Source organism: Serratia sp. CY81684 (assembly GCF_052166595.1).
In the GTDB taxonomy this organism is placed as follows: domain Bacteria; phylum Pseudomonadota; class Gammaproteobacteria; order Enterobacterales; family Enterobacteriaceae; genus Serratia; species Serratia nematodiphila.
In genome coordinates this window covers 515,812-535,215 of record NZ_JBJNOO010000004.1, presented here as the reverse complement: position 1 = coordinate 535,215, position 19,404 = coordinate 515,812, and the positions used below count along the sequence as shown (strand labels likewise).

The window sequence follows — 19,404 nt, the reverse complement described above, 5'->3', positions numbered from 1 at the left end:
GAGGAACTCGCATAATTTATGAAGCCGATTTTTAGCAGGGGGCCTTCCCTGCAACTGCGACTTTTTTTGGCGGTGATTGCGGCCATTGGCCTGATCGTTGCCGACAGCCGGCTCGGCACGTTCGTGAAGATACGCAACTACATGGACACCGCAGTCAGCCCTTTCTATTTTCTGGCCAACGGGCCGCGTAAAGTTTTGGACAGCGTGTCAGAGACGCTGGCCACCCGCCAACAGCTGGAGCTGGAAAACCGCGCTCTGCGGCAGGAACTGCTGCTGAAAAACAGCGATATTCTTCTTCTTGGCCAATTCAAGCAGGAAAACGCCCGCTTGCGCGAGCTGCTGGGTTCTCCGCTGCGTCAGGACGAACACAAGATGGTCACCCAGGTGATCTCCACCGGTTCCGATCCGTATAGCGATCAGGTGGTGATCGACAAAGGGTCGGACAACGGCGTCTATGAAGGCCAGCCGGTGATCAGCGACAAGGGCGTGGTCGGTCAGGTGGTGGCGGTGGCGAAAGTCACCAGCCGCGTGCTGCTGATCTGCGACGCCTCGCATGCGCTGCCGATCCAGGTGCTGCGCAACGATATTCGGGTGATCGCCGCGGGCAGCGGCTGCGCCGACGATCTGCAACTGGAGCATCTGCCGAACAACACCGACATCCGCGTTGGCGACGTACTGGTCACCTCCGGCCTCGGCGGCCGCTTCCCGGAAGGGTATCCGGTGGCGGTGGTCTCCTCGGTCAAGGTCGACAACCAGCGTGCTTACACCGTGATTCAGGCGCGGCCGACCGCCGGTCTGCAGCGCTTGCGTTACCTGTTGTTGCTGTGGGGCGCCGATCGCAACGGCGACATGCCGCTGCCGCCGGACGAAGTGCACCGCGTGGCCAATGAACGCCTGATGCAGATGATGCCGCAGGTGCTGCCGCCTGCCGGTTCCGTCGGGCCACAGCTGCCGGCTCCGGCCACCGGGGTGGCGCCGCAAACCACGGCACCGGCCTCTGCTCAGCCTCAGGTTCAGCCCGCGGCGGCGGGGGTGGTGCAATGAACAGCTACCGCAGCCACGGGCGCTGGATAATCTGGCTGTCGTTCCTGGTGGCGTTGGTGCTGCAAATCATGCCGTGGCCGGAGCAGATCTACATGTTCCGGCCTTCCTGGCTGGTGCTGATCCTGATCTACTGGGTGATGGCTTTGCCACATCGGGTCAACGTCGGCACCGGCTTCGTGCTGGGGCTGATCATGGATCTGATCCTCGGTTCCACGCTGGGCGTGCGCGCGCTGGCGCTGGGCATCATCGCCTATCTGGTGGCGTTCAAATTCCAACTGTTCCGCAATATGGCGCTGTGGCAACAGGCGCTTATCGTCGTGCTGCTGTCGCTGTCGATGGACGTGGTGGTGTTCTGGGCTGAGTTTTTAGTGATCAACGTCTCTTTCCGCCCAGAGGTGTTCTGGAGTAGTGTGGTAAACGGCATTTTGTGGCCGTGGTTATTCCTGTTGATGCGCAAAATCCGCCGTCAGTTCGCCGTACAGTAAGGGTATATCAATGACTTCGCTTTATCTGGCCTCCGGCTCCCCACGTCGACGTGAACTGCTGACCCTGCTGGGCGTGTCGTTCGACATTCTGCTGACGCATACCGAAGAGCAGCGCCGGGAAGGCGAAGCCGCAGAAGCCTATGTGCGACGCCTGGCGCAGGACAAGGCCAAAGCGGGCGTGGCGCTGGCGCAGGAAGATCGGCCGGTGCTGGGCGCCGACACCATCGTGGTGCTCAACGGCCGGGTGCTGGAGAAGCCGCGCGACGAAGCCCATGCGGCGGACATGCTGGCGGCCCTGTCCGGCAAGCAGCATCAGGTGATGACGGCAGTGGCGATCGCCGATCGCCACGACGTGCGTTGCCAGCTGGTGGTGACCGACGTGACGTTCCGCAGCCTGTCACAACAGGATATCCGCGACTATATTGCTACGGGCGAACCGATGGATAAGGCGGGCGCCTATGGAATTCAAGGAAAGGGTGGTTGTTTCGTCAGAACGATAACCGGGAGTTATCACGCAGTGGTCGGTCTGCCGCTGGTCGAAACACATGAGCTGCTCAGTAATTTTGTCGCATTACGTGATGTAAGAACCGGTTGATGGGCGCTGCCATTATCGACCGGCTCTGAGGAGAAGGCATGACAGCTGAGCTACTGGTTAATATCACACCGTCTGAAACGCGGGTCGCCTATATCGATGGCGGCATTCTGCAAGAGATCCATATCGAACGCGAATCCAAACGCGGCATCGTCGGCAATATCTATAAAGGGCGCGTCAGCCGCGTCCTGCCGGGCATGCAGGCGGCGTTCGTCGACATCGGCCTCGATAAGGCCGCCTTCCTGCACGCCTCTGACATCATGCCGCATACCGAATGCGTCGCCGGCGATGAGCGGAAAAACTTCCACGTGCGCGACATCGCCGAGCTGGTGCGCCAGGGGCAAGACCTGATGGTGCAGGTGGTGAAAGATCCGCTTGGCACCAAGGGCGCGCGTCTGACCACCGATATCACGCTGCCTTCGCGTTATCTGGTCTTCATGCCGGGTGCGGCGCACGTCGGCGTGTCGCAGCGCATCGACAGCGAAGCCGAGCGCGAGCGCCTGAAGGCGATCGTGGCGCCGCACTGCGACGAGCTGGGCGGCTTTATCATCCGCACCGCGGCGGAAGGCATCGGCGAAGAAGAGCTGGCGCAGGACGCCGCATTCCTCAAACGCCTGTGGACCAAGGTGATGGAGCGCAAGAAGCGCAACCAGACCAAATACAAGCTGTACGGCGAGCTGGCGTTGGCGCAGCGCATCTTGCGCGATTTCGCCGGCGCGGCGCTGGATCGCATCCGCGTCGATTCGCGGCTGACGCACGATCTGCTGGTGGAGTTCACCGGCGAGTACATCCCGGACATCACCAACAAGCTCGAACTCTATACCGGCAGCCAGCCGATTTTCGATCTGTACGACGTGGAAAACGAGATCCAGCGTGCGCTGGAGCGCAAGGTGGAACTGAAGTCCGGCGGCTATCTGATCATCGATCAGACCGAGGCGATGACCACGGTCGACATCAACACCGGCGCCTTCGTCGGCCACCGCAACCTCGACGAAACCATCTTCAATACCAACATCGAGGCGACGCAGGCCATTGCGCGCCAGCTGCGGCTGCGCAATCTGGGCGGCATCATCATCATCGACTTTATCGATATGAACAACGAAGAGCATCGCCGCCGGGTGCTGCACTCGCTGGAGCAGGCGTTGAGTAAAGATCGGGTAAAAACCACGATCAACGGCTTCTCTCAGCTAGGCTTAGTTGAAATGACGCGTAAACGAACGCGTGAAAGCATTGAACATGTGCTCTGTCACGATTGTCCTACTTGCAATGGGCGCGGCACCGTGAAAACGGTGGAAACCGTGTGCTACGAGATCCTGCGCGAGATTGTGCGCGTGCATCACGCTTACGATTCCGATCGCTTCCTGGTGTACGCCTCTGCGGCGGTCGGCGAAGCGCTGAAGAGCGAAGAGTCGCATGCGCTGGCCGAAGTGGAGATTTTCGTCGGCAAACAGGTGAAGGTGCAGATCGAACCGTTGTACAGCCAGGAGCAGTTCGACGTCGTCATGATGTAGCCCGCCCGACATCGGTAGGGGCCCGGCACGCCGGGCCCGTCAGTGCATAGATATTCCCGTTGCCAGGCAGCGGAGCAAGGAGAACTGCGTGAGGCGACTGCCTGGGATTCTGTTAGCAACAGGCGCCACCCTAATCGTGATTGTGGCGCTGCTGATCAGCGGGCTGCGCCTGATGCTGCCGAAGCTGAACGACTACCGTCCCCAACTGCTGGCGCAGGTGGAGAAGCTGTCCGGCGTGCCCGTGCAGATGGATTTCCTACAGGGCAGTTGGGAAACCTTCGGCCCGCAGCTTGAAGTGCGTAACCTGAGCGTTACGCTGCCCAAAAGCGATGTGCATATCGAGCGCGTGACGCTGGCGCTGGATGTGTGGCAGTCGCTGTTGCACTGGCGCTGGCAGTTCCGCGATCTGACCTTCTATCAATTCCGGCTTGATTTGAACGCCACGCTGGGCGGCGATCGGCAGGGCGATGGCCTTGAACCCGGTAAAATCAGCGATTTGATGCTGCGCCAGCTCGACCATTTCGATCTGCGCGACAGTCGTATTTCATTCCTGACGCCCGCCGGCGCGCGCGCCGAATTCGACATTCCCCAGCTGACCTGGCTCAACGGCCGCGATCGCCACCGCGCCGAGGGGCAGATCAGCCTGTCGACGCTGAATGGCCAGCACGGCGTGGTGCAGCTGCGCATGGACCTGCGTGACAATCAAGGCCTGCTGGATACCGGCACGGTCTACCTGCAGGCCGATAACATCGACATGAAACCCTGGTTTACCCGCTGGCTGCGCGCCAACACCGGGCTGGAAAGCGCCGACTTCAGCCTGGCTGCCTGGCTGCAGGTGCAGAACGGCCAGATCGCCGGCGGCCATGCGTTGCTCAAGCAGGGGGCGGCCAACTGGGACACCGGCGCCGCGCAGCACCGGCTGGACGTGGATAATCTGGCGCTGTCGCTGCGCCGCCAGGGCACCGGTTGGCAGCTCGACGTGCCGCAACTGCGGTTGAGCACCGACGGCCAGGCCTGGCCGCAGGGCGCGCTTTCCGCCCTGTGGCTGCCGGAAAACACCGAATTCATGGGGCCGGCGCAGAACGAAGAGCTGCGGGTGCGCGCGACTGATATTCAGCTGGAGCGTCTGTCGGCGCTGCTGCCGACCTTCTCGTTCCTCAGCCCGGACGTGCTCGAGCGCTGGAACGATCTGCAGCCGCAGGGGCAGGTGGCAGCGCTGGCGCTGGACATCCCGCTCAAGCAGCCGGAAAAGAGCCGTTTTCAGGCGCTGTGGCGTGATGTCAGCTGGCAGCGTTGGGAACTGCTGCCCGGCGTCAACCACTTCTCCGGTGCGCTGAGCGGCGGGGTGGAGAACGGCCGCCTGACGCTGGGGCTCACCGACAGCACCCTGCCTTACGGCGACATGTTCCGCGCTCCGCTTGAAATCAACAGCGCGCGCGGCGCGCTGACCTGGCGTTACAACGATCAAGGGTGGGAGCTGGCGAGTCAGGGGCTGGACGTCAAGGCGAAGTCGCTGTGGGTCAACGGTGATTTCCGTTATCAGCAGCCGGCCAAGGGCGATCCGTGGCTGAACATCCTGGCGGGCATCCGCCTGTATGACGGCGCCGACGCCTGGCGCTATTTCCCGGAACCGTTGATGGGCAAGCATCTGGTGGACTACCTGAGCGGCGCCATTCAGGGCGGCCAGGTGGATAACGCCACGCTGATTTATTCCGGCGATCCGCAGCACTTCCCGTATCGTAAAAACGAAGGGCAGTTTGAAGTTTTCGTACCGCTACGTCACGCCACCTTCCAGTTCCAACCGGGCTGGCCGGCGCTGACCGATTTGGCGATCGATCTCGATTTCGCCAACGAGGGATTGTGGATGCATGCGCCGCAAACCCGATTGGGTAAGGTGGCGGGTAAAAATATCAGCGCGGTGATCCCGGATTACCTGAAAGAGCGGCTGCTGATCGACGCCGAAGTCGCGGGTGCGGGCAGCGACGTGCATGACTACTTCATGCAGACGCCGTTGCACGATTCGCTCGGGGCGGCGCTGGAGCAGCTGCAGATTGGCGGTGATGTCAGTGGGCGCTTACATCTTGATATTCCCCTGGACGGCGAGCAGGTCAGAGCCACCGGCGAAGTGGCGCTGAACAACAATTCGTTGCTGATAAAGCCGCTGGACAGCGAACTGCAAAAGCTCAGCGGCAAGTTCCGCTTCGACAACGGCAACCTGCAGAGCGACCCCCTGTCGGCCAATTGGTTCGGGCAGCCGGTGACGGTCAACTTTTCCACGCAGGAAGGCGATCGCGATTACAAGATCAATGTCGGCCTGAAGGGCGACTGGCAGCCGGGCAAGTTCCCCGGCCTGCCAAAAGAGGCCGCTGATGCGCTCAGCGGCAGCGCGCCCTGGCAGAGCCAGGTGGCCATCACGCTGCCGCATCAGGGCTCGGCCAGCTATGATATCGGCATTGACGCGGATTTGAAGAAAGTGAGCAGTCACTTACCTTCACCGCTGGACAAGGCACCGGGCGAGGCACTGCCGGTGAACGTCAAGGTCAAAGGCGGTCTGAACGGTTTCATGTTGACCGGCAGCGCGGGCAAACAGAACCGCTTCAACAGCGAATGGAACTTCGATAAAAAACAGGTGAATCTGGCGCGCGCCGCTTGGCAAACCAATGGTGGCGGCACGCCGCCGCTGCCGGCCGGCAAGTCGATGACGCTGAATCTGCCGGCGCTGGACGGTGAGCAGTGGCTGGCGCTGCTGGCGCCGGCACTGAAACAGGGCGGCGGCAGCGGTCAGGTGGGCGGTTTCAGCTTCCCTACCACCGTGGCGCTGACTACGCCGCAGCTGCTGTTGGGCGGCCAGGCCTGGCATAAGCTGACGCTATCGGCCGAAAAACAGCTTGGCGCTACCCTGGTGAGCGCCAAGAGCGACGAAGTGGACGGCAGCCTGCGGGTGGCCGATCGCGGGCCGTGGCGCGCCGATATCAACTACCTGTATTACAACCCACAGTTCGCCGAGACGAAAAACGCGGCGGGCGCACCGTCGCCGTCGACCGAGAAAGTTTCCTTCCGCGACTGGCCTTCGCTGATGCTGCGCTGCAAGTCGTGCTGGGTACTGGGGCAGAACCTCGGCAAGGTCGAGGCGGATCTGACTAATCGGGGGGATACCCTGACGCTGGATCACGGTCTGGTCGATACCGGTAAAGGGCGTATGAGCGCCACCGGCCTGTGGAAACAAAACGCGCAGGAAGAGCGCAGCTCGCTGAAAGGCAAACTGCTCGGCGGCAAGATCGATGAAACCGCCGCCTTCTTCGGCATCACTATTCCGCTGAAGGGGGCGCCTTACGACGTGGACTTCGATCTGTACTGGCACGGCGCGCCGTGGCAGCCGCAGGTCAATACGTTAAGCGGCGCGCTGCAGGTCAAGATGGGCAAGGGCGAGATCGACAGCATGGGCGGCGGCCGCGCCGGTCAGCTGCTGCGGCTGGTCAGCTTCGACGCCCTGCTGCGCAAGCTGCAGTTCGATTTCAGCGATACCTTCGGCAAAGGTTTCTACTTTGATTCCATCCGCAGCACCGCCTGGCTGAAAGATGGCATAATGCATACTGATAATCTATTGATCGACGGCCTGGCGGCGGACATCGCCATGAGCGGCCAGATCGATCTGGCGCGCCGCCGCATCGATATGGAGGCGGTGGTGGCGCCGGCGATTTCGGCGACCGTCGGCGTGGCCACGGCGTTTGTCGTCAACCCGATCGTCGGCGCGGCGGTATTTGCCGCCTCGCAGGTGCTGGGGCCGCTGTGGAGCAAGATTTCGCTGATTCGCTACCATATCGGCGGCGATCTCGACCAGCCGAAGATCAATGAGGTACTTCGTAAGGCAAAGGAGGATAAGGCGTCATGAGGAATGCTAACGTTGCGTTGTTGCAGTTGTGCAGTGGCGATCAGGTACGCGATAACCTGGCCCAGATTGAACAGCAGATCAAGCAGCTCAATGCCGGGGTAAAACTGGTCATGACGCCGGAGAACGCGCTGCTGTTCGCCAACTCCGCGGCCTACCGCCAACAGGCGGAAAAACAGGGCGATGGCCCGCTGCAGAACGCGGTGCGCGAGCTGGCGCGCCGCTATGGGGTGTGGTTGCTGGTGGGCTCGATGCCCTTGATCAGCCGCGAAAACCCGGAACTTATCACCACCAGCAGCCTGTTGTTCGACGAGCAGGGCGAGATCCGCGCCCGCTATGACAAACTGCACATGTTCGATGTGGATATCAACGATGCGCACGGCCACTACCGCGAGTCGGATACCTACCAGCACGGGCAGCACCTGACGGTGGTGGATACGCCGGTCGGGCGCTTGGGCATGACCATATGCTACGATCTGCGCTTCCCCGCGCTGTTCCAGGCGTTGCGGGCGCAGGGCGCCGAACTGATTTCGGTGCCGGCGGCGTTTACCCGGGTCACCGGTGAGGCGCATTGGGAAATCCTGCTGCGCGCCCGGGCGATCGAAAACCAGTGCATGATCCTGGCGCCGGCGCAGGTGGGGCGCCACGGGCCGACCCGTCGCACCTGGGGCCACACGCTGGCTGTTGACGGTTGGGGCAAGGTGCTGGCCGAGAACCCGGACGCCGTGGCGGCGCTGAAGGTGCGCGTGGACACCGCAAGCCTGAAAAATATTCGTGCGCAGATGCCGGTGCTGCAGCACAACCGATTCCAGACGTCGCTGACGGCGCCGTCTGACAAGCTATCCTCCAATCAAGAGTGAAACCATTATGAGCTTGACGTTTGTCAGTGAGCAGTTACTCGCTACCAACAAGCTGAGTCATCAAGACCTGTACAGGGTACTGGGTCAACTGGCAGAACGCCGTATCGACTACGCCGATCTCTATTTCCAGTCCAGCTATCACGAAGCCTGGGTGATCGAGGACGGCATCATCAAGGATGGCTCTTACAATATCGACCAGGGCGTCGGCGTGCGCGCCGTCAGCGGTGAGAAGACCGGCTTCGCCTATGCCGATCAGATCACCCTGAATGCGCTGCAGCAGAGCGCCCAGGCGGCGCGCAGCATCGTGCGCGAGCAGGGCGACGGGCGGGCGCATACCCTGGGCGAGATCGGTTACCGGGCGCTGTATCCGCTGCTCGATCCGCTGCAAAGCCTGCCGCGCGAAGAGAAAATCGCTCTGCTGCACCGCGTCGACAAGGTGGCGCGCGCCGCCGATGCGCGGGTGCAGGAAGTGAACGCCAGCATCACCGGCGTTTACGAGCAGGTGTTGGTGGCCGCCACCGACGGCACGCTGGCGGCGGACGTTCGCCCGCTGGTGCGCCTTTCCGTCAGCGTGCTGGTGGAGCAGGACGGCAAGCGTGAGCGCGGCTCCAGCGGCGGCGGCGGCCGTTTCGGCTATGACTACTTCCTGGAAACCGTCGACGGCGACGTGCGCGCCGATGCCTATGCCAAAGAAGCGGTGCGCATGGCGCTGGTCAACCTCGGCGCGGTGGCGGCGCCGGCCGGCAATATGCCGGTCGTGCTGGGCGCCGGCTGGCCGGGCGTGCTGCTGCACGAAGCGGTGGGCCACGGCCTGGAAGGCGACTTCAACCGGCGCGGCACCTCGGTATTCAGCGGCCATATGGGTGAGCTGGTGGCTTCCGAACTGTGCACCGTAGTGGATGACGGCACCCTGCAAGGGCGCCGCGGCTCGCTGGCGATCGACGACGAAGGCGTGCCGGGCCAGTACAACGTGCTGATTGAAAACGGGGTGCTGAAAGGCTACATGCAGGACAAGCTCAACGCGCGGCTGATGGGCGTCGCCCCGACCGGCAACGGCCGCCGTGAGTCCTATGCGCATCTGCCGATGCCGCGTATGACCAACACCTACATGCTGGCGGGCCAATCGACGCCGGAAGAGATCATCGCCAGCGTCGAGTACGGTCTGTACGCGCCGAACTTTGGCGGCGGTCAGGTGGACATCACCTCCGGCAAGTTCGTGTTCTCCACCACCGAAGCCTACCTGATCGAGAAGGGACGCATCACCAAACCGGTGAAAGGGGCGACGCTGATCGGCTCCGGCATCGAGGCGATGCAGCAGATCTCGATGGTCGGCAACGATCTGGCGCTCGATAAAGGCGTGGGCGTGTGCGGCAAGGAAGGCCAGAGCGTGCCGGTAGGCGTCGGCCAACCGACGCTGAAACTGGATACGTTAACCGTCGGCGGCACGGCGTAATCTTTCCTCAAGGGGCCACGCGTTGGCCCCTCAACCATGCTCCATTTCGCGGCCTTTCTCGCATTCGTAACGCTAAGCGCGGCAGGACGCCGTAGCCTGCACGACATAATGGAATGAAATTGACGTGGCGAAAAAACAGAGCACGACAAGAATGACGCGCCTGGCATTATCCGCCCGGCGTTGGCTGCTGGTGCTGGGCGTTCTGTCCCTGACGGGCTGCGCCCGTTCCGATGCGCTGTGGGGCGTGGTCGATAAACTCTGCATGGCCAACTATCAGCAAAAACGCAATCCGGCCCCGTGCGAGCAGATTTATATGCCGCAGGGGAAAGCGCAGGGCTTTAGCGTGCTGCAGAACCCACGTTACCCTTATCACTTTATCCTGGTGCCGACGGCGCCGCTCTCCGGCATTGAAAGTCCGCAGCTGCTGGTTGGAGAACGGACGGACTATTTTGGCTATGCCTGGCTGATGCGTTACCGGCTGGCCGCCGAGTATGGCGGGCCGGTGCCGGATGATATGTTGGGCATGGCGATCAACTCCGCTTACGGCCGCAGCCAAAACCAGTTGCACATTCACCTGACCTGCCTGCGCGAGGACGTGCGGCGCCAATTGCAGGCGGAACGCCCCTACATACAGGAACAATGGCGGCCTTTGCCGGATAAGTTGTTGCGCCACACCTATTATGCTCGCCGCGTGATGCAGCCAGCCGTGATGGGCATCTACCCGATTAAGGATTTGGCGGATTATTTCCATCTGTCGCCGCCGCAGCTGGCGGAATATGGCGTGGTCGTCGTTCCGACGACGTTTGCCGGCCGGCAAGGGTTTATCTTGCTGGCCTCGAAGCGCGGCTGGGACGTCGGCAATCGCGCGTCGGTAGAGTCGCTGCTGGATAAAGAGTGCGCGATATTGCCGCGTTAATTTTGCTACATAAATGACGGAGGTGAGAGCGACGAGGCATCGCTCTCACCTTGTTGTCCCTACCTAAACCGCGCATCCCGCGTAAACAGGAAAGCGGCTTCCCGCAGGCGAGCGTCGGCTTGTGCCTGATCCCCCTGATAGCGCAAGATCATGATCAGCGTGGCGTAGACGTTGGCGTCGATACGGCGCTGCAGATAGGCATTGGCCCACTGCCGATAGCCGGTCAACAGGGCATCATCACGCGTCTGGTTGTAGACCAGCAGCGCGTGAGATTGCTCGTCGAAGGTTTTGCGCTCCCGGTAGATCCAGGCGGCCGGCGACGGCATCTGCTCGATGCTGTCGATGTTGGCCAGCATAGTGCGCTCCGACTGGGTGAGCGCCATGCGCCCTTGCCAGGCGAAGACCGCCATCACCAGCACGCCGAGCGCCGCAAGCGCCACCGGCAGGCTCAGGGCTTTGGCGAACGGCAGCGGGCGGGGCTCGCCGGTTTGGCCGTCCAGCAACGCCAGCAGCAGCAGAAACGCCAGCCAGTGCGGCGCAGACAGATAGAAAGGGTATTCCAGCTGGGTGTGTATCAGCATCGGCAGCAGCACCAGGAACAAGCCGACGCGCGCACCATTCGGCTGTTCTCGATCCCGTTGCCAGGCGCTTTTCAGCAGCCGTACGCCGGCGGCAAGGACGATAGCGATACCTGCCAGCGCCGGCAGGCCACCCTCAACCCACCACAGCAGGACTTCATTGTGCGGATGCCCGGCGACTTCCAACACTTCTCGCCAGGGCATTTCCTGCAGGCGAAAGTGCGCGAAGCTGTATTCAAAACCGCCGTAACCCCAGCCCAGCAGCGGCTTGGCCAGGATCATGGCGCCGACGTCATGCAGCATGGTGAGGCGAGCGCTATTGGACAGCTCCCGACCGATCAGACCCGCGCGGCCATCCAGGCCGAAACCGGTGAACAACACCGTGGTACCTATCGTCACGCCCAGCAGCAGCGCGCCGCCGGCCCAGCGGCTCGCGGCCGGGCGCCGGCGGGCAAAACGACACAGCAGCAAAACCGCCGCCAAGGCGCCGCCAAGCCAGGCGGCGCGCGACTGGATCAGCACCAGCAGGGCGGAGAAAACGGCCAGCAGCGCGAGCAGCGGGATTTGCCGCCGCCGCGTCGGCGCAGTGAAGGGAGCCAGCAGCAGCCAGAGCGCCAAAGCCAGCCCGGTGGCAATAAAGCTGCCCAGCACGTTCGGCTGCTGAAAGACGCCGTAGACCCGGCTTCCGTTAGGGGCTACCCAGGCCAGCGTGGGGGCGAACAGCTGCAGCGCCGCCAGCAACGCCTGAATGCCGATGGCGAACAGCAGACCGTACAGCAGCAACTCGCGCTGCCTGGGGGTTAGGCGCAGCTGCAGGCAGGCGACATAGAACAGCCAACCGCCGAGCAAACCGGCGCAGCGCCACAGGGCGTCTTCGCGCCACTCGGGGCGGGTATACAGCAGCGGCAGCGCCAGCACGGCGATGCCGAGCAGCAACCGCCGGGCGGTGGGGGTCAGCGAAAGGCGGATGCGACCCAGGCAAACGGTAAACGTCACGATCAGCGTAGTGAGCGCCATGACGCCCCAGGCCAGAATGTTTTGCGGCAGCGCCAGACCGCCGCCGCCCATGTTGGGGTGATAGACCGGCAGGATCACTGCCATCCAGATCAGCAGCAGGGGCAGCACGGCGATGGTCGCTGCGTTAGCGGGAGATTTATCGGCCATGGTTAACCTGCCATGGCTTGATAGCGTTTATTAAATGCATGTTTTGATTATTCCCTATCCTTTATCCTGATGTTGAAATGCATGTAATGTTCAATTCGAAAATGTCTCATGGGAAATTTAATCCGTCTTCATGGTGAAGCGCTAAATAATGTTTACCCTGAGAATGCGCGAGGCCGTGTGCCTAAAGAAAGGTTAAGCCGTATTTTTCACCCGTAAAAGGCATTTTTGTTGTTTACAAAAATAGATGCGCTATTTTCTCAAATCTATTGTGATTCAGTCAATTTTTAATTGAACATTATTTTTGTTTATTAAAATCAGTTGATTGAGCGTTGTCTTGACGTGTGTGAATATCGTGAGGTATCTCGGCGATGGCCTATGTCGGTAGTCAATGTGAAGAATAAAATAGGTATATTATTGTTTAATTTATTTCGTCAGCGGCGGCGTGACGGCGGAGATTTATTTCATCGTTTTCCATTGCTGATTTTTAAATTTAATGTGATTTTTATGGTTTTATTTTTATTAAGATTCTTCTTGTCTTTATCTGTTTTTTTAATTTTTATAAAATGACTTATTGTTAGGATTGTTCTGCTGCATTGGAAATAAAAGAGATTATGGCTTGAGCCTCCCGTTGCCGCGGCAGAATACGGACTAACGCGCCTGCCCAAGCGCGTTAATCTCGTCTCTTGTGCGCTTACTCCACGTCGCCGATCCGCTCCAGCGCATCCACCACCAGATCCCAGAATTTATCCTGATCCAGTTTGACCGCCACCTGGGTGTGGCAATCCGGCGGCGGCGGCGCGCGGAAGTCCGCCACCGTCATGCCTAAGGTGAGGGTGCCGGTCAGTTCTATATTTACCGGCGCTTTGCGCACCGTCATGACGCTCGGGTCGATCACATAGGCCACCGCGCATGGATCGTGCACCGGCGGGGCGCTGAAGCCCTGCGCCTGTTGGTACATACGGCCAAAGAATGCCAGCAGTTCGCCGACGAAGGCGGCCGGCCGGGTGCCGAGGGCGGCGATGCGTTCGCAGACTGCCGGCGTGGCCAGCGCCTGGTGGGTGAGATCCAGCCCGACCATGGTGAGCGGCCATTTTTCGTTGAACACGATGTGCGCCGCCTCGGGATCGATTTTGATATTGAACTCCGCCACCGCGCTCCAGTTGCCCACATGATAGCCGCCGCCCATCAGCACCACTTCCTTGACCCGTTCGGCAATGCGCGGCTCTTTACGCACCGCCATGGCGATATTGGTCAGGCCGCCGGTCGGCACCAGCGTCACGCTGCCCGGCGGGTGGGCCATCACGGTCTCGATGATCAGGTCTACCGCGTGGCGTGAGTCCAACTGCAGGTGGGGTTCCGGCAGCACCGGGCCATCGAGGCCTGAGTCGCCGTGAATGTCGGGCGCCACTTCGATATTGCGCACCAGCGGACGCGGGCAGCCGGCGGCGAAGGGGACGCCGGTGATATTGGCGATACGGGCCACCGCCAGGGCGTTGCGCGTCACTTTGTCCAGCGTCTGGTTACCCACCACGGTGGTGACCGCCAGCAGGTCGATCTGCGGATTGCCCCAGGCCAGCAACAGAGCGATGGCGTCGTCATGCCCCGGGTCACAGTCCAGTATGATTTTTTTCATGGTTATTCCTGATGCAGGGAGAGGTTTCCGCAGCATAACGCAGCGCGACGGCGTGGGATAATGCCGATGGTGCTTTTGTTAACGGCATCAAAGCCTTGCCACTTTTACGATGTAATGAAACGTAAATCCTGCTCGCCGGGCTTTACCCTGGAGTTTACTCCAGGGTTTACAGTGAGGTTCAGCGTCAATGCACAGAGGAGAGGCGGGATGAGCTTACTGAAACGGTTGTTGGGGCAAGGCGGTATTCACGGCGGTCATCAGCGCGCGGGCCACGGCGGCGGGCATCATGGCAACCGCTATAACCAGCATGGCGAGCCGGGGCCGCAGTGCCCGGAATGCCGGGCAGTGAATAAATCGGGCGCCCGTTATTGCCACCGCTGCGGTCAGCCGTTTGCCGCGCTAAGCGCCACCTGCGGCCAGTGCGCCGCACCGTTGCCGCCGGGTAGCCGCTTTTGTCCGCAGTGCGGCGGCGGTGTGCCGTGAACCGGGGCGGTTGGACACTCGCGCTGCTGCTGGGCGCCATGGCGCTATGGACGCTGCTGGCCTGGCTCCCGGCGTTGGCGGAGGCAGCCGGAAAGGCATCGTTGCCGGTGAACGGTGCGCTGAGCCTGGTGCCGCAGGCGGTGCTGGACGCCTGGCTGCCATGGCTGAAACAGCTGGGCAGCGGGCTGGCGAGCTATTTTCCTGTGCTGCTGACCTGGGCGGGCTACGCCGTCTGGCTGCTGTGGGGCTTCGGCATGGTGGCGCTGACGCTGCTGGCCGCGCTGGCGCGCCGCTATTTGAGCGCCGCTCAGCGATAGCCCTGATAGACCGCCGCTACGCGTTCGAAATAGTCGGTTAAATAGTTGATGCACACCTGCACCTTCAGCGGCAGTTTGTCTTTCTCGGTATAGAGCGCGTAGATCGGCCGCGGATCCGAATGGTAGCTTTTGAACAGGATCTCGATCTCGCCGCGTTTGATCTCTTCGATCACCCACATCAGCGGGGCGTAGGCGATGCCGGCGCCGTTTTTCAGCCAACGGATCATGGTGGAGGAGTCGTTGGTGACGAAGCGCCCCTGCGGGGAAATGCGTGTAGTGATGCCTTCCGGCGACATCAGTTCAAATTCGCTGTCGGGCCGCACGCTGTACTCCAGCCAGGAGAAGTTGACCATGTCGCTCGGCTTCTGCGGCGTACCGTGCTGGATCAGGTAGCTTTTTGCGGCGCACACCACCATCGGCATCTGCCCCAGGCGGCGGGAGAACAGGCTGGAGTCCTGCAGCGCCCCGGTGCGGATCACCAGATCCAGTCCGTCGGTGATCAGATCCGGCGCCGGAATGCCGGTTACCAGGTTGACCGTCAGGCCTGGGTACTCTTTCATCATCTCGGCGGTCATGTTCGCCAGCACGTTTTGCGCCATGGTAGATGAGCTGCCGATGCGCAGCGTGCCGGCGGGAGTATTGTTAAATGCGTACAGCTGCTCATGCACCTCGCTGACTTCCTGCAGCATGCGTCGGCAGCCCTGATAGTAGATTTTGCCGGCCTCGGTCAGGCCGATGCTGCGCGTGCTGCGGTTCAACAGCTTGACCTGCAGTTCATTTTCCAGTTTCGAGACGGTCTGACTGATCGATGAAACGCTCATGTCGAGTTGGCGTGCGGCCGCGGTAAACGACCCGAACTCAACCACTTTGGCGAATACCGACATCCGTTTTAATCTTTCCATTATTCACTCTGGCTTAAAAGTGATTTAGATCACAGATTGTTGATGACTTGATAGTAAGCAGGCTAATATAACGTGGTCGGGTGAATAGACCTTACCAACGTGCGAGAGCGATCGGCAACGCAATCCTGCCGCTCCTCCGGCACCCTCGCAATCCCTGTCGTGGATGTCTGCCCCCAAGTTTAACCTTTTTTCGGGTTCGTGACCTGGACAAGCTGTCCGGTCAAGATTTGTGGCGCGCGCACGCTAAAATGTAAAGAGAATGTGAATGGCGAGATGTGTCTTTCCCCGGCGTAGTGAACAATAAGGAAAAAGTGATGAGTTTGCTTCCGGTTATGGTCATCTTCGGGCTGTCGTTTCCGCCGGTGTTTTTCGAGCTGCTGGTGTCGCTGGCGCTGTTTTTTCTCCTGCGCCGCCTGCTGCAGCCGACGGGGATTTACGATTTTGTCTGGCATCCGGCGCTGTTTAACACCGCGCTGTATTGCTGCTTGTTTTATCTGATTTCGTGTCTTTTTGTTTGAGGTCGCTGTGAAAAATTTTTCGATAAAAATAACCCGAATCGCGATCACTTTGATTCTTGTGCTGTTGGGCATCGCCGCGATATTCAAGGCCTGGGTGTTCTACACCGAGTCGCCGTGGACGCGTGATGCCAAGTTTACCGCCGATGTGGTGGCGATCGCCCCGGACGTCAGCGGCCTGCTGACCGACGTGCCGGTGGTGGATAACCAACTGGTGAAGAAAGGCCAGGTGCTGTTCGTGGTCGATCGGCCGCGTTATGAGCAGGCGCTGGCGGAAGCCGGCGCCGACGTCGCCTACTATCAGACGCTGGCGGCGGAAAAACGGCGCGAGGCCGGCCGCCGCGTGAAGCTGGGCGTGCAGGCGATGTCGCAGGAAGAGATTGACCAGTCGAACAACTCACTGCAGACCGTGCAGCACCAGTTGGCGAAGGCCATTGCGGCGCGCGAGCTGGCGCAGCTGGATCTGGAACGCACCACGGTGCGGGCGCCGGCCGATGGCTGGAGCACCAACCTCAACGTCCATGCCGGCGAATACATCACCCGCGGCTCGGTGGCGGTGGCGCTGGTGAAGAAAGATTCCTTCTACATCCTGGCGTACCTGGAAGAAACCAAGCTGAATGGCCTGAATAAGGGCGACCGCGCGGAGATCACCCCGCTCGGCAGCAACCGCATCATGCACGGCACCGTCGACAGCGTGGCGGCGGCGGTGAACAACAGCAGCAGCACGGTGAACAACAAAGGGTTGGCCTCGATTGACAGCAACCTGGAGTGGGTGCGCCTGGCGCAGCGCGTGCCGGTGAAGATCCTGCTGGACGCCAAGGATCAACAGCATCCGTACCCGGCCGGCACCACCGCTACCGTGGTGATCGTCGGCAAGAACGATCGCAATGCCGACAGCGGCTCGCCTTTTGTGCGCCTGATGCACCGGCTGCGTGAGTTCGGCTAATGAGCAGCCCAACCTTTATCCGGCTGAGATTCGCCTTCAAACTCAGCTTCGCGATTGTGTTTGCGCTGTTCGTCGGCTTCCATCTCAATCTGGAAACCCCGCGCTGGTCGGCGATGACCGCCGCCATCGTCGCCGCCGGCCCGGCCTTTGCCGCCGGCGGCGAACCCTTCTCCGGCGCCATCCGCCACCGCGGCTGGCTGCGCATTATCGGCACCTTTATCGGTTGCTTCGTCGGCCTGATCATTATCATCACCACCGCCCGCGCGCCGGTGGTGATGCTGTTGCTGTGCTGCATCTGGGCCGGTTTCTGCACCTGGATCTCTTCGCTTATCAAGGTGGAGAACTCCTATGCCTGGGGGCTGGCCGGGTATACCGCGCTGATCATCATCGTGACGGTCGCCACCAGCGAGTCTCATCTGCTGGAAGCGCCGCAGTTCGCCATCGAACGTTGCAGCGAGATCGTGCTGGGGATCGTCAGCGCCGTGTTGGCGGATCTGCTGTTCTCGCCGCGTTCGATCAAACAGGACATCGATCGGGCGGTGGATCAGCTGCTGGTGGCGCAATACCGCCTGATGCAGATGTGCATCAGCAATGCCGACAAAGAGGATATCGATCGCGCCTGGAGCAATCTGGTGAAGAGCACCACGGCGCTGGACGGCATGCGCAACAACCTGATGATGGAGTCCTCGCGCTGGCAGAAGGTCAACCGCCGGGTAAAAGCGCTGCATACGCTGTCGCTGACGCTGATCACCCAGGCCTGCGAAACCTATCTGATCTTGTTGAATCACCCGGACGCGCTGAAAGACAGCCTGCGTGAGCAACTGATGGTCCCGGCGGAAACCCCGCAGGAGATCCACAAGCGCATGAAGCTGCTGCGCCAGGTGCTGACCACGCATCGTTCCGAGGAAACGCTGCCGACCCTCACCGGCTGGGTCGGCGCGGCGACGCGCTACCTGCTGCTGTCGAAAGGCGTGCACGCCAACTGCAGCATCAGCGCGGTGGAAGAGGGGGTGTTGAGCAACGAAACCGTGGTCAAGCCGACTTCGGCGGAAGGACATCACGCGATGATCAACGGCCTGCGCACCTTTGTGGCGACGGCCTTCGGCAGCCTGCTGTGGCTGTGGACCGGCTGGACGTCCGGCAGCGGTTTTATGGTGATCATCGCGGTCATCACCTCGCTGGCGATGCGCACCCCGGCGCCGCGCATGGTGGCGATGGATTTCGTGCTGGGCATGCTGGCGGCGATCCCGGTCGGCTCTCTGTTCTTCATGGTGATCCTGCCGGCAACGCAGCAGAGCATTTTGCTGCTGTGTCTCAGCCTCGGCCTGCTGGCGTTTTTCATCGGCATCGAGGTGCAGAAGCGGCGGCTCGGTTCGCTGGGGCTGCTGGCCGGGACCATCAACATTCTGGTGCTGAGCAACCCGATGGAGTTCAACGTCACCCAGTTTCTCGACGGGGCGCTGGGCCAGTTCCTCGGCAGCTGCGTTGGGCTGATGGTGCTGCTGCTGATCCGCGACAATTCGCGTGAACGCACCGGCCGCACGTTGCTCAACCAGTTCGTCAGCAGCGCGGTGTCGGCGCTGACCACCAAGGCGGCGCGTCGTCGGCAAAACCACCTGCCGGCGCTGTATCAGCAGCTTAACCAGTTGCTGATGATGTTCCCGAACGACATCGCCAAGTATCGTCTGGCGCTGAACCTGATCATCGCCCACCAGCGCATGCAGCGGGCGGAGATTCCGGTCAGCGAAGAGCTGTCGGCCTTCCACCGCCAGATCCGCAGCACCGCCGATCGGGTGGTCTCCGCCAAGAACGACGTCAAGCGCGCCTATTACTACGATCGCTTGCTGGGTGAAATGAACGAGTACCAGCAGAAGCTGGTGGACAATCAGGCGCCGCTCAGCGTCACCGGGCCGGTGAAACGCCTGGCCGACATGCTGCATCGCTATCGTCACGCCTTGATCGATTGATGCGTTCCCTCCTGTTGCGCCGCGTTGTGCGGCGCCTTCCCTGACTATACTGAAAGCAGCGCCTGGCATGGCGAGCCGCCTCATGTGAGGCGGCCCGTTTTCAGAGAGACTCCGAGTGCCAGAACGACTGGAAAGTGGCATCATTGTCA

General features: G+C 61.2%; 16 protein-coding genes. 13 read left to right on the top strand and 3 right to left on the bottom strand.

The annotated features are described in order from the left end of the window. Window positions 1–18 precede the first annotated feature (18 nt). The 8 genes from mreC to ACJ8QF_RS17485 all read left to right on the top strand — a co-directional run bounded on the left by mreC (window position 19) and on the right by ACJ8QF_RS17485 (window position 10,750). Window positions 19–1,044, top strand: a complete 1,026-nt coding sequence (mreC, locus tag ACJ8QF_RS17520) for a rod shape-determining protein MreC (RefSeq protein ID WP_028127540.1) — start codon at window positions 19–21, stop codon at window positions 1,042–1,044. Next, a complete protein-coding gene (gene mreD / locus ACJ8QF_RS17515) occupies window positions 1,041–1,529 on the top strand; it encodes a rod shape-determining protein MreD (RefSeq protein WP_004936918.1) in 489 nt (162 codons plus the stop codon). Before mreC ends, mreD begins: the two co-directional genes overlap by 4 nt. A gap of 10 nt (window positions 1,530–1,539) precedes the next feature. Then, window positions 1,540–2,124: a Maf family protein gene (locus ACJ8QF_RS17510; protein WP_004936921.1), complete on the top strand. Its 585-nt coding sequence runs from the start codon at window positions 1,540–1,542 to the stop codon at window positions 2,122–2,124. Between the two features lie 38 nt (window positions 2,125–2,162). Continuing rightward, entirely contained in the window at window positions 2,163–3,632 is a 1,470-nt protein-coding gene (rng, locus tag ACJ8QF_RS17505; protein WP_004936922.1) for a ribonuclease G, read from the top strand. Window positions 3,633–3,720: 88 nt separating this feature from the next. After that, window positions 3,721–7,524 carry an AsmA2 domain-containing protein YhdP gene (yhdP, locus tag ACJ8QF_RS17500; RefSeq protein WP_442537725.1) on the top strand — a complete coding sequence of 1,268 codons (3,804 nt, stop codon included), beginning with the start codon at window positions 3,721–3,723 and terminating at the stop codon, window positions 7,522–7,524. After that, window positions 7,521–8,381: a deaminated glutathione amidase gene (nit1, locus tag ACJ8QF_RS17495; protein WP_075684898.1), complete on the top strand. Its 861-nt coding sequence runs from the start codon at window positions 7,521–7,523 to the stop codon at window positions 8,379–8,381. The genes yhdP and nit1 overlap by 4 nt, the downstream gene beginning before the upstream one ends. Before the next feature lie 7 nt (window positions 8,382–8,388). Further along, complete coding sequence (gene tldD, locus ACJ8QF_RS17490) at window positions 8,389–9,834, top strand: metalloprotease TldD (protein ID WP_021505122.1); 1,446 nt, start codon at window positions 8,389–8,391, stop codon at window positions 9,832–9,834. A gap of 151 nt (window positions 9,835–9,985) precedes the next feature. Next, window positions 9,986–10,750 carry a CDP-diacylglycerol diphosphatase gene (locus ACJ8QF_RS17485; protein WP_033631998.1) on the top strand — a complete coding sequence of 255 codons (765 nt, stop codon included), beginning with the start codon at window positions 9,986–9,988 and terminating at the stop codon, window positions 10,748–10,750. A gap of 59 nt (window positions 10,751–10,809) precedes the next feature. On the opposite strand, the gene ACJ8QF_RS17480 is transcribed toward ACJ8QF_RS17485, so the two are convergent. Both ACJ8QF_RS17480 and uriH read right to left on the bottom strand, forming a co-directional pair. Next, on the bottom strand, window positions 10,810–12,492 hold the full coding sequence (locus ACJ8QF_RS17480; protein ID WP_049189109.1) for a PglL family O-oligosaccharyltransferase: 1,683 nt from the start codon (window positions 12,490–12,492) through the stop codon (window positions 10,810–10,812). Window positions 12,493–13,183: 691 nt separating this feature from the next. Next, on the bottom strand, window positions 13,184–14,125 hold the full coding sequence (uriH, locus tag ACJ8QF_RS17475) for a uridine-preferring nucleoside hydrolase UriH (RefSeq protein WP_197753620.1): 942 nt from the start codon (window positions 14,123–14,125) through the stop codon (window positions 13,184–13,186). A 207-nt stretch (window positions 14,126–14,332) separates the two neighbouring features. Between uriH and ACJ8QF_RS17470 the strand changes: the two genes are divergently transcribed. Together ACJ8QF_RS17470 and ACJ8QF_RS17465 are read left to right on the top strand one after the other, a co-directional pair. Beyond that, the gene (locus ACJ8QF_RS17470; RefSeq protein ID WP_004936944.1) at window positions 14,333–14,608 is read left to right on the top strand and encodes a double zinc ribbon domain-containing protein; all 276 of its coding nucleotides are present in this window, start codon (window positions 14,333–14,335) and stop codon (window positions 14,606–14,608) included. Then, entirely contained in the window at window positions 14,605–14,925 is a 321-nt protein-coding gene (locus ACJ8QF_RS17465) for a hypothetical protein (protein ID WP_280631169.1), read from the top strand. The genes ACJ8QF_RS17470 and ACJ8QF_RS17465 overlap by 4 nt, the downstream gene beginning before the upstream one ends. Here ACJ8QF_RS17465 and aaeR read toward each other — a convergent pair. Next, entirely contained in the window at window positions 14,916–15,827 is a 912-nt protein-coding gene (aaeR, locus tag ACJ8QF_RS17460; protein ID WP_015379188.1) for an HTH-type transcriptional activator AaeR, read from the bottom strand. The genes ACJ8QF_RS17465 and aaeR overlap by 10 nt on opposite strands. Before the next feature lie 314 nt (window positions 15,828–16,141). Here aaeR and aaeX point away from each other — a divergent pair, with 314 nt between their 5' ends. Genes aaeX through aaeB form a run of 3 tightly spaced genes read left to right on the top strand, consistent with a single transcriptional unit; the run spans window position 16,142 to window position 19,255 of the window. Continuing rightward, window positions 16,142–16,345 (top strand): p-hydroxybenzoic acid efflux pump operon protein AaeX, encoded by a 204-nt coding sequence (gene aaeX, locus ACJ8QF_RS17455; protein WP_004936952.1) that lies wholly within the window; start codon window positions 16,142–16,144, stop codon window positions 16,343–16,345. Window positions 16,346–16,352: 7 nt separating this feature from the next. Continuing rightward, window positions 16,353–17,288 (top strand): p-hydroxybenzoic acid efflux pump subunit AaeA, encoded by a 936-nt coding sequence (aaeA, locus tag ACJ8QF_RS17450; protein WP_442537724.1) that lies wholly within the window; start codon window positions 16,353–16,355, stop codon window positions 17,286–17,288. Beyond that, complete coding sequence (gene aaeB, locus ACJ8QF_RS17445) at window positions 17,288–19,255, top strand: p-hydroxybenzoic acid efflux pump subunit AaeB (RefSeq protein WP_033632003.1); 1,968 nt, start codon at window positions 17,288–17,290, stop codon at window positions 19,253–19,255. Before aaeA ends, aaeB begins: the two co-directional genes overlap by 1 nt. Window positions 19,256–19,404: the final 149 nt, after the last annotated feature.

What these genes read in the sequence shown, in the direction of transcription:
- aaeB (WP_033632003.1), top strand. Translation starts at nt 17,288, where the DNA reads ATGAGCAGCCCAACCTTTATCCGGCTGAGATTCGCCTTCAAACTCAGC.
- ACJ8QF_RS17485 (WP_033631998.1), top strand. Translation starts at nt 9,986, where the DNA reads ATGACGCGCCTGGCATTATCCGCCCGGCGTTGGCTGCTGGTGCTGGGC.
- uriH (WP_197753620.1), bottom strand. Translation starts at nt 14,125, where the DNA reads ATGAAAAAAATCATACTGGACTGTGACCCGGGGCATGACGACGCCATC.
- aaeR (WP_015379188.1), bottom strand. Translation starts at nt 15,827, where the DNA reads ATGGAAAGATTAAAACGGATGTCGGTATTCGCCAAAGTGGTTGAGTTC.
- aaeX (WP_004936952.1), top strand. Translation starts at nt 16,142, where the DNA reads ATGAGTTTGCTTCCGGTTATGGTCATCTTCGGGCTGTCGTTTCCGCCG.
- tldD (WP_021505122.1), top strand. Translation starts at nt 8,389, where the DNA reads ATGAGCTTGACGTTTGTCAGTGAGCAGTTACTCGCTACCAACAAGCTG.
- ACJ8QF_RS17510 (WP_004936921.1), top strand. Translation starts at nt 1,540, where the DNA reads ATGACTTCGCTTTATCTGGCCTCCGGCTCCCCACGTCGACGTGAACTG.
- ACJ8QF_RS17480 (WP_049189109.1), bottom strand. Translation starts at nt 12,492, where the DNA reads ATGGCCGATAAATCTCCCGCTAACGCAGCGACCATCGCCGTGCTGCCC.
- mreC (WP_028127540.1), top strand. Translation starts at nt 19, where the DNA reads ATGAAGCCGATTTTTAGCAGGGGGCCTTCCCTGCAACTGCGACTTTTT.
- ACJ8QF_RS17470 (WP_004936944.1), top strand. Translation starts at nt 14,333, where the DNA reads ATGAGCTTACTGAAACGGTTGTTGGGGCAAGGCGGTATTCACGGCGGT.
- mreD (WP_004936918.1), top strand. Translation starts at nt 1,041, where the DNA reads ATGAACAGCTACCGCAGCCACGGGCGCTGGATAATCTGGCTGTCGTTC.
- rng (WP_004936922.1), top strand. Translation starts at nt 2,163, where the DNA reads ATGACAGCTGAGCTACTGGTTAATATCACACCGTCTGAAACGCGGGTC.
- nit1 (WP_075684898.1), top strand. Translation starts at nt 7,521, where the DNA reads ATGAGGAATGCTAACGTTGCGTTGTTGCAGTTGTGCAGTGGCGATCAG.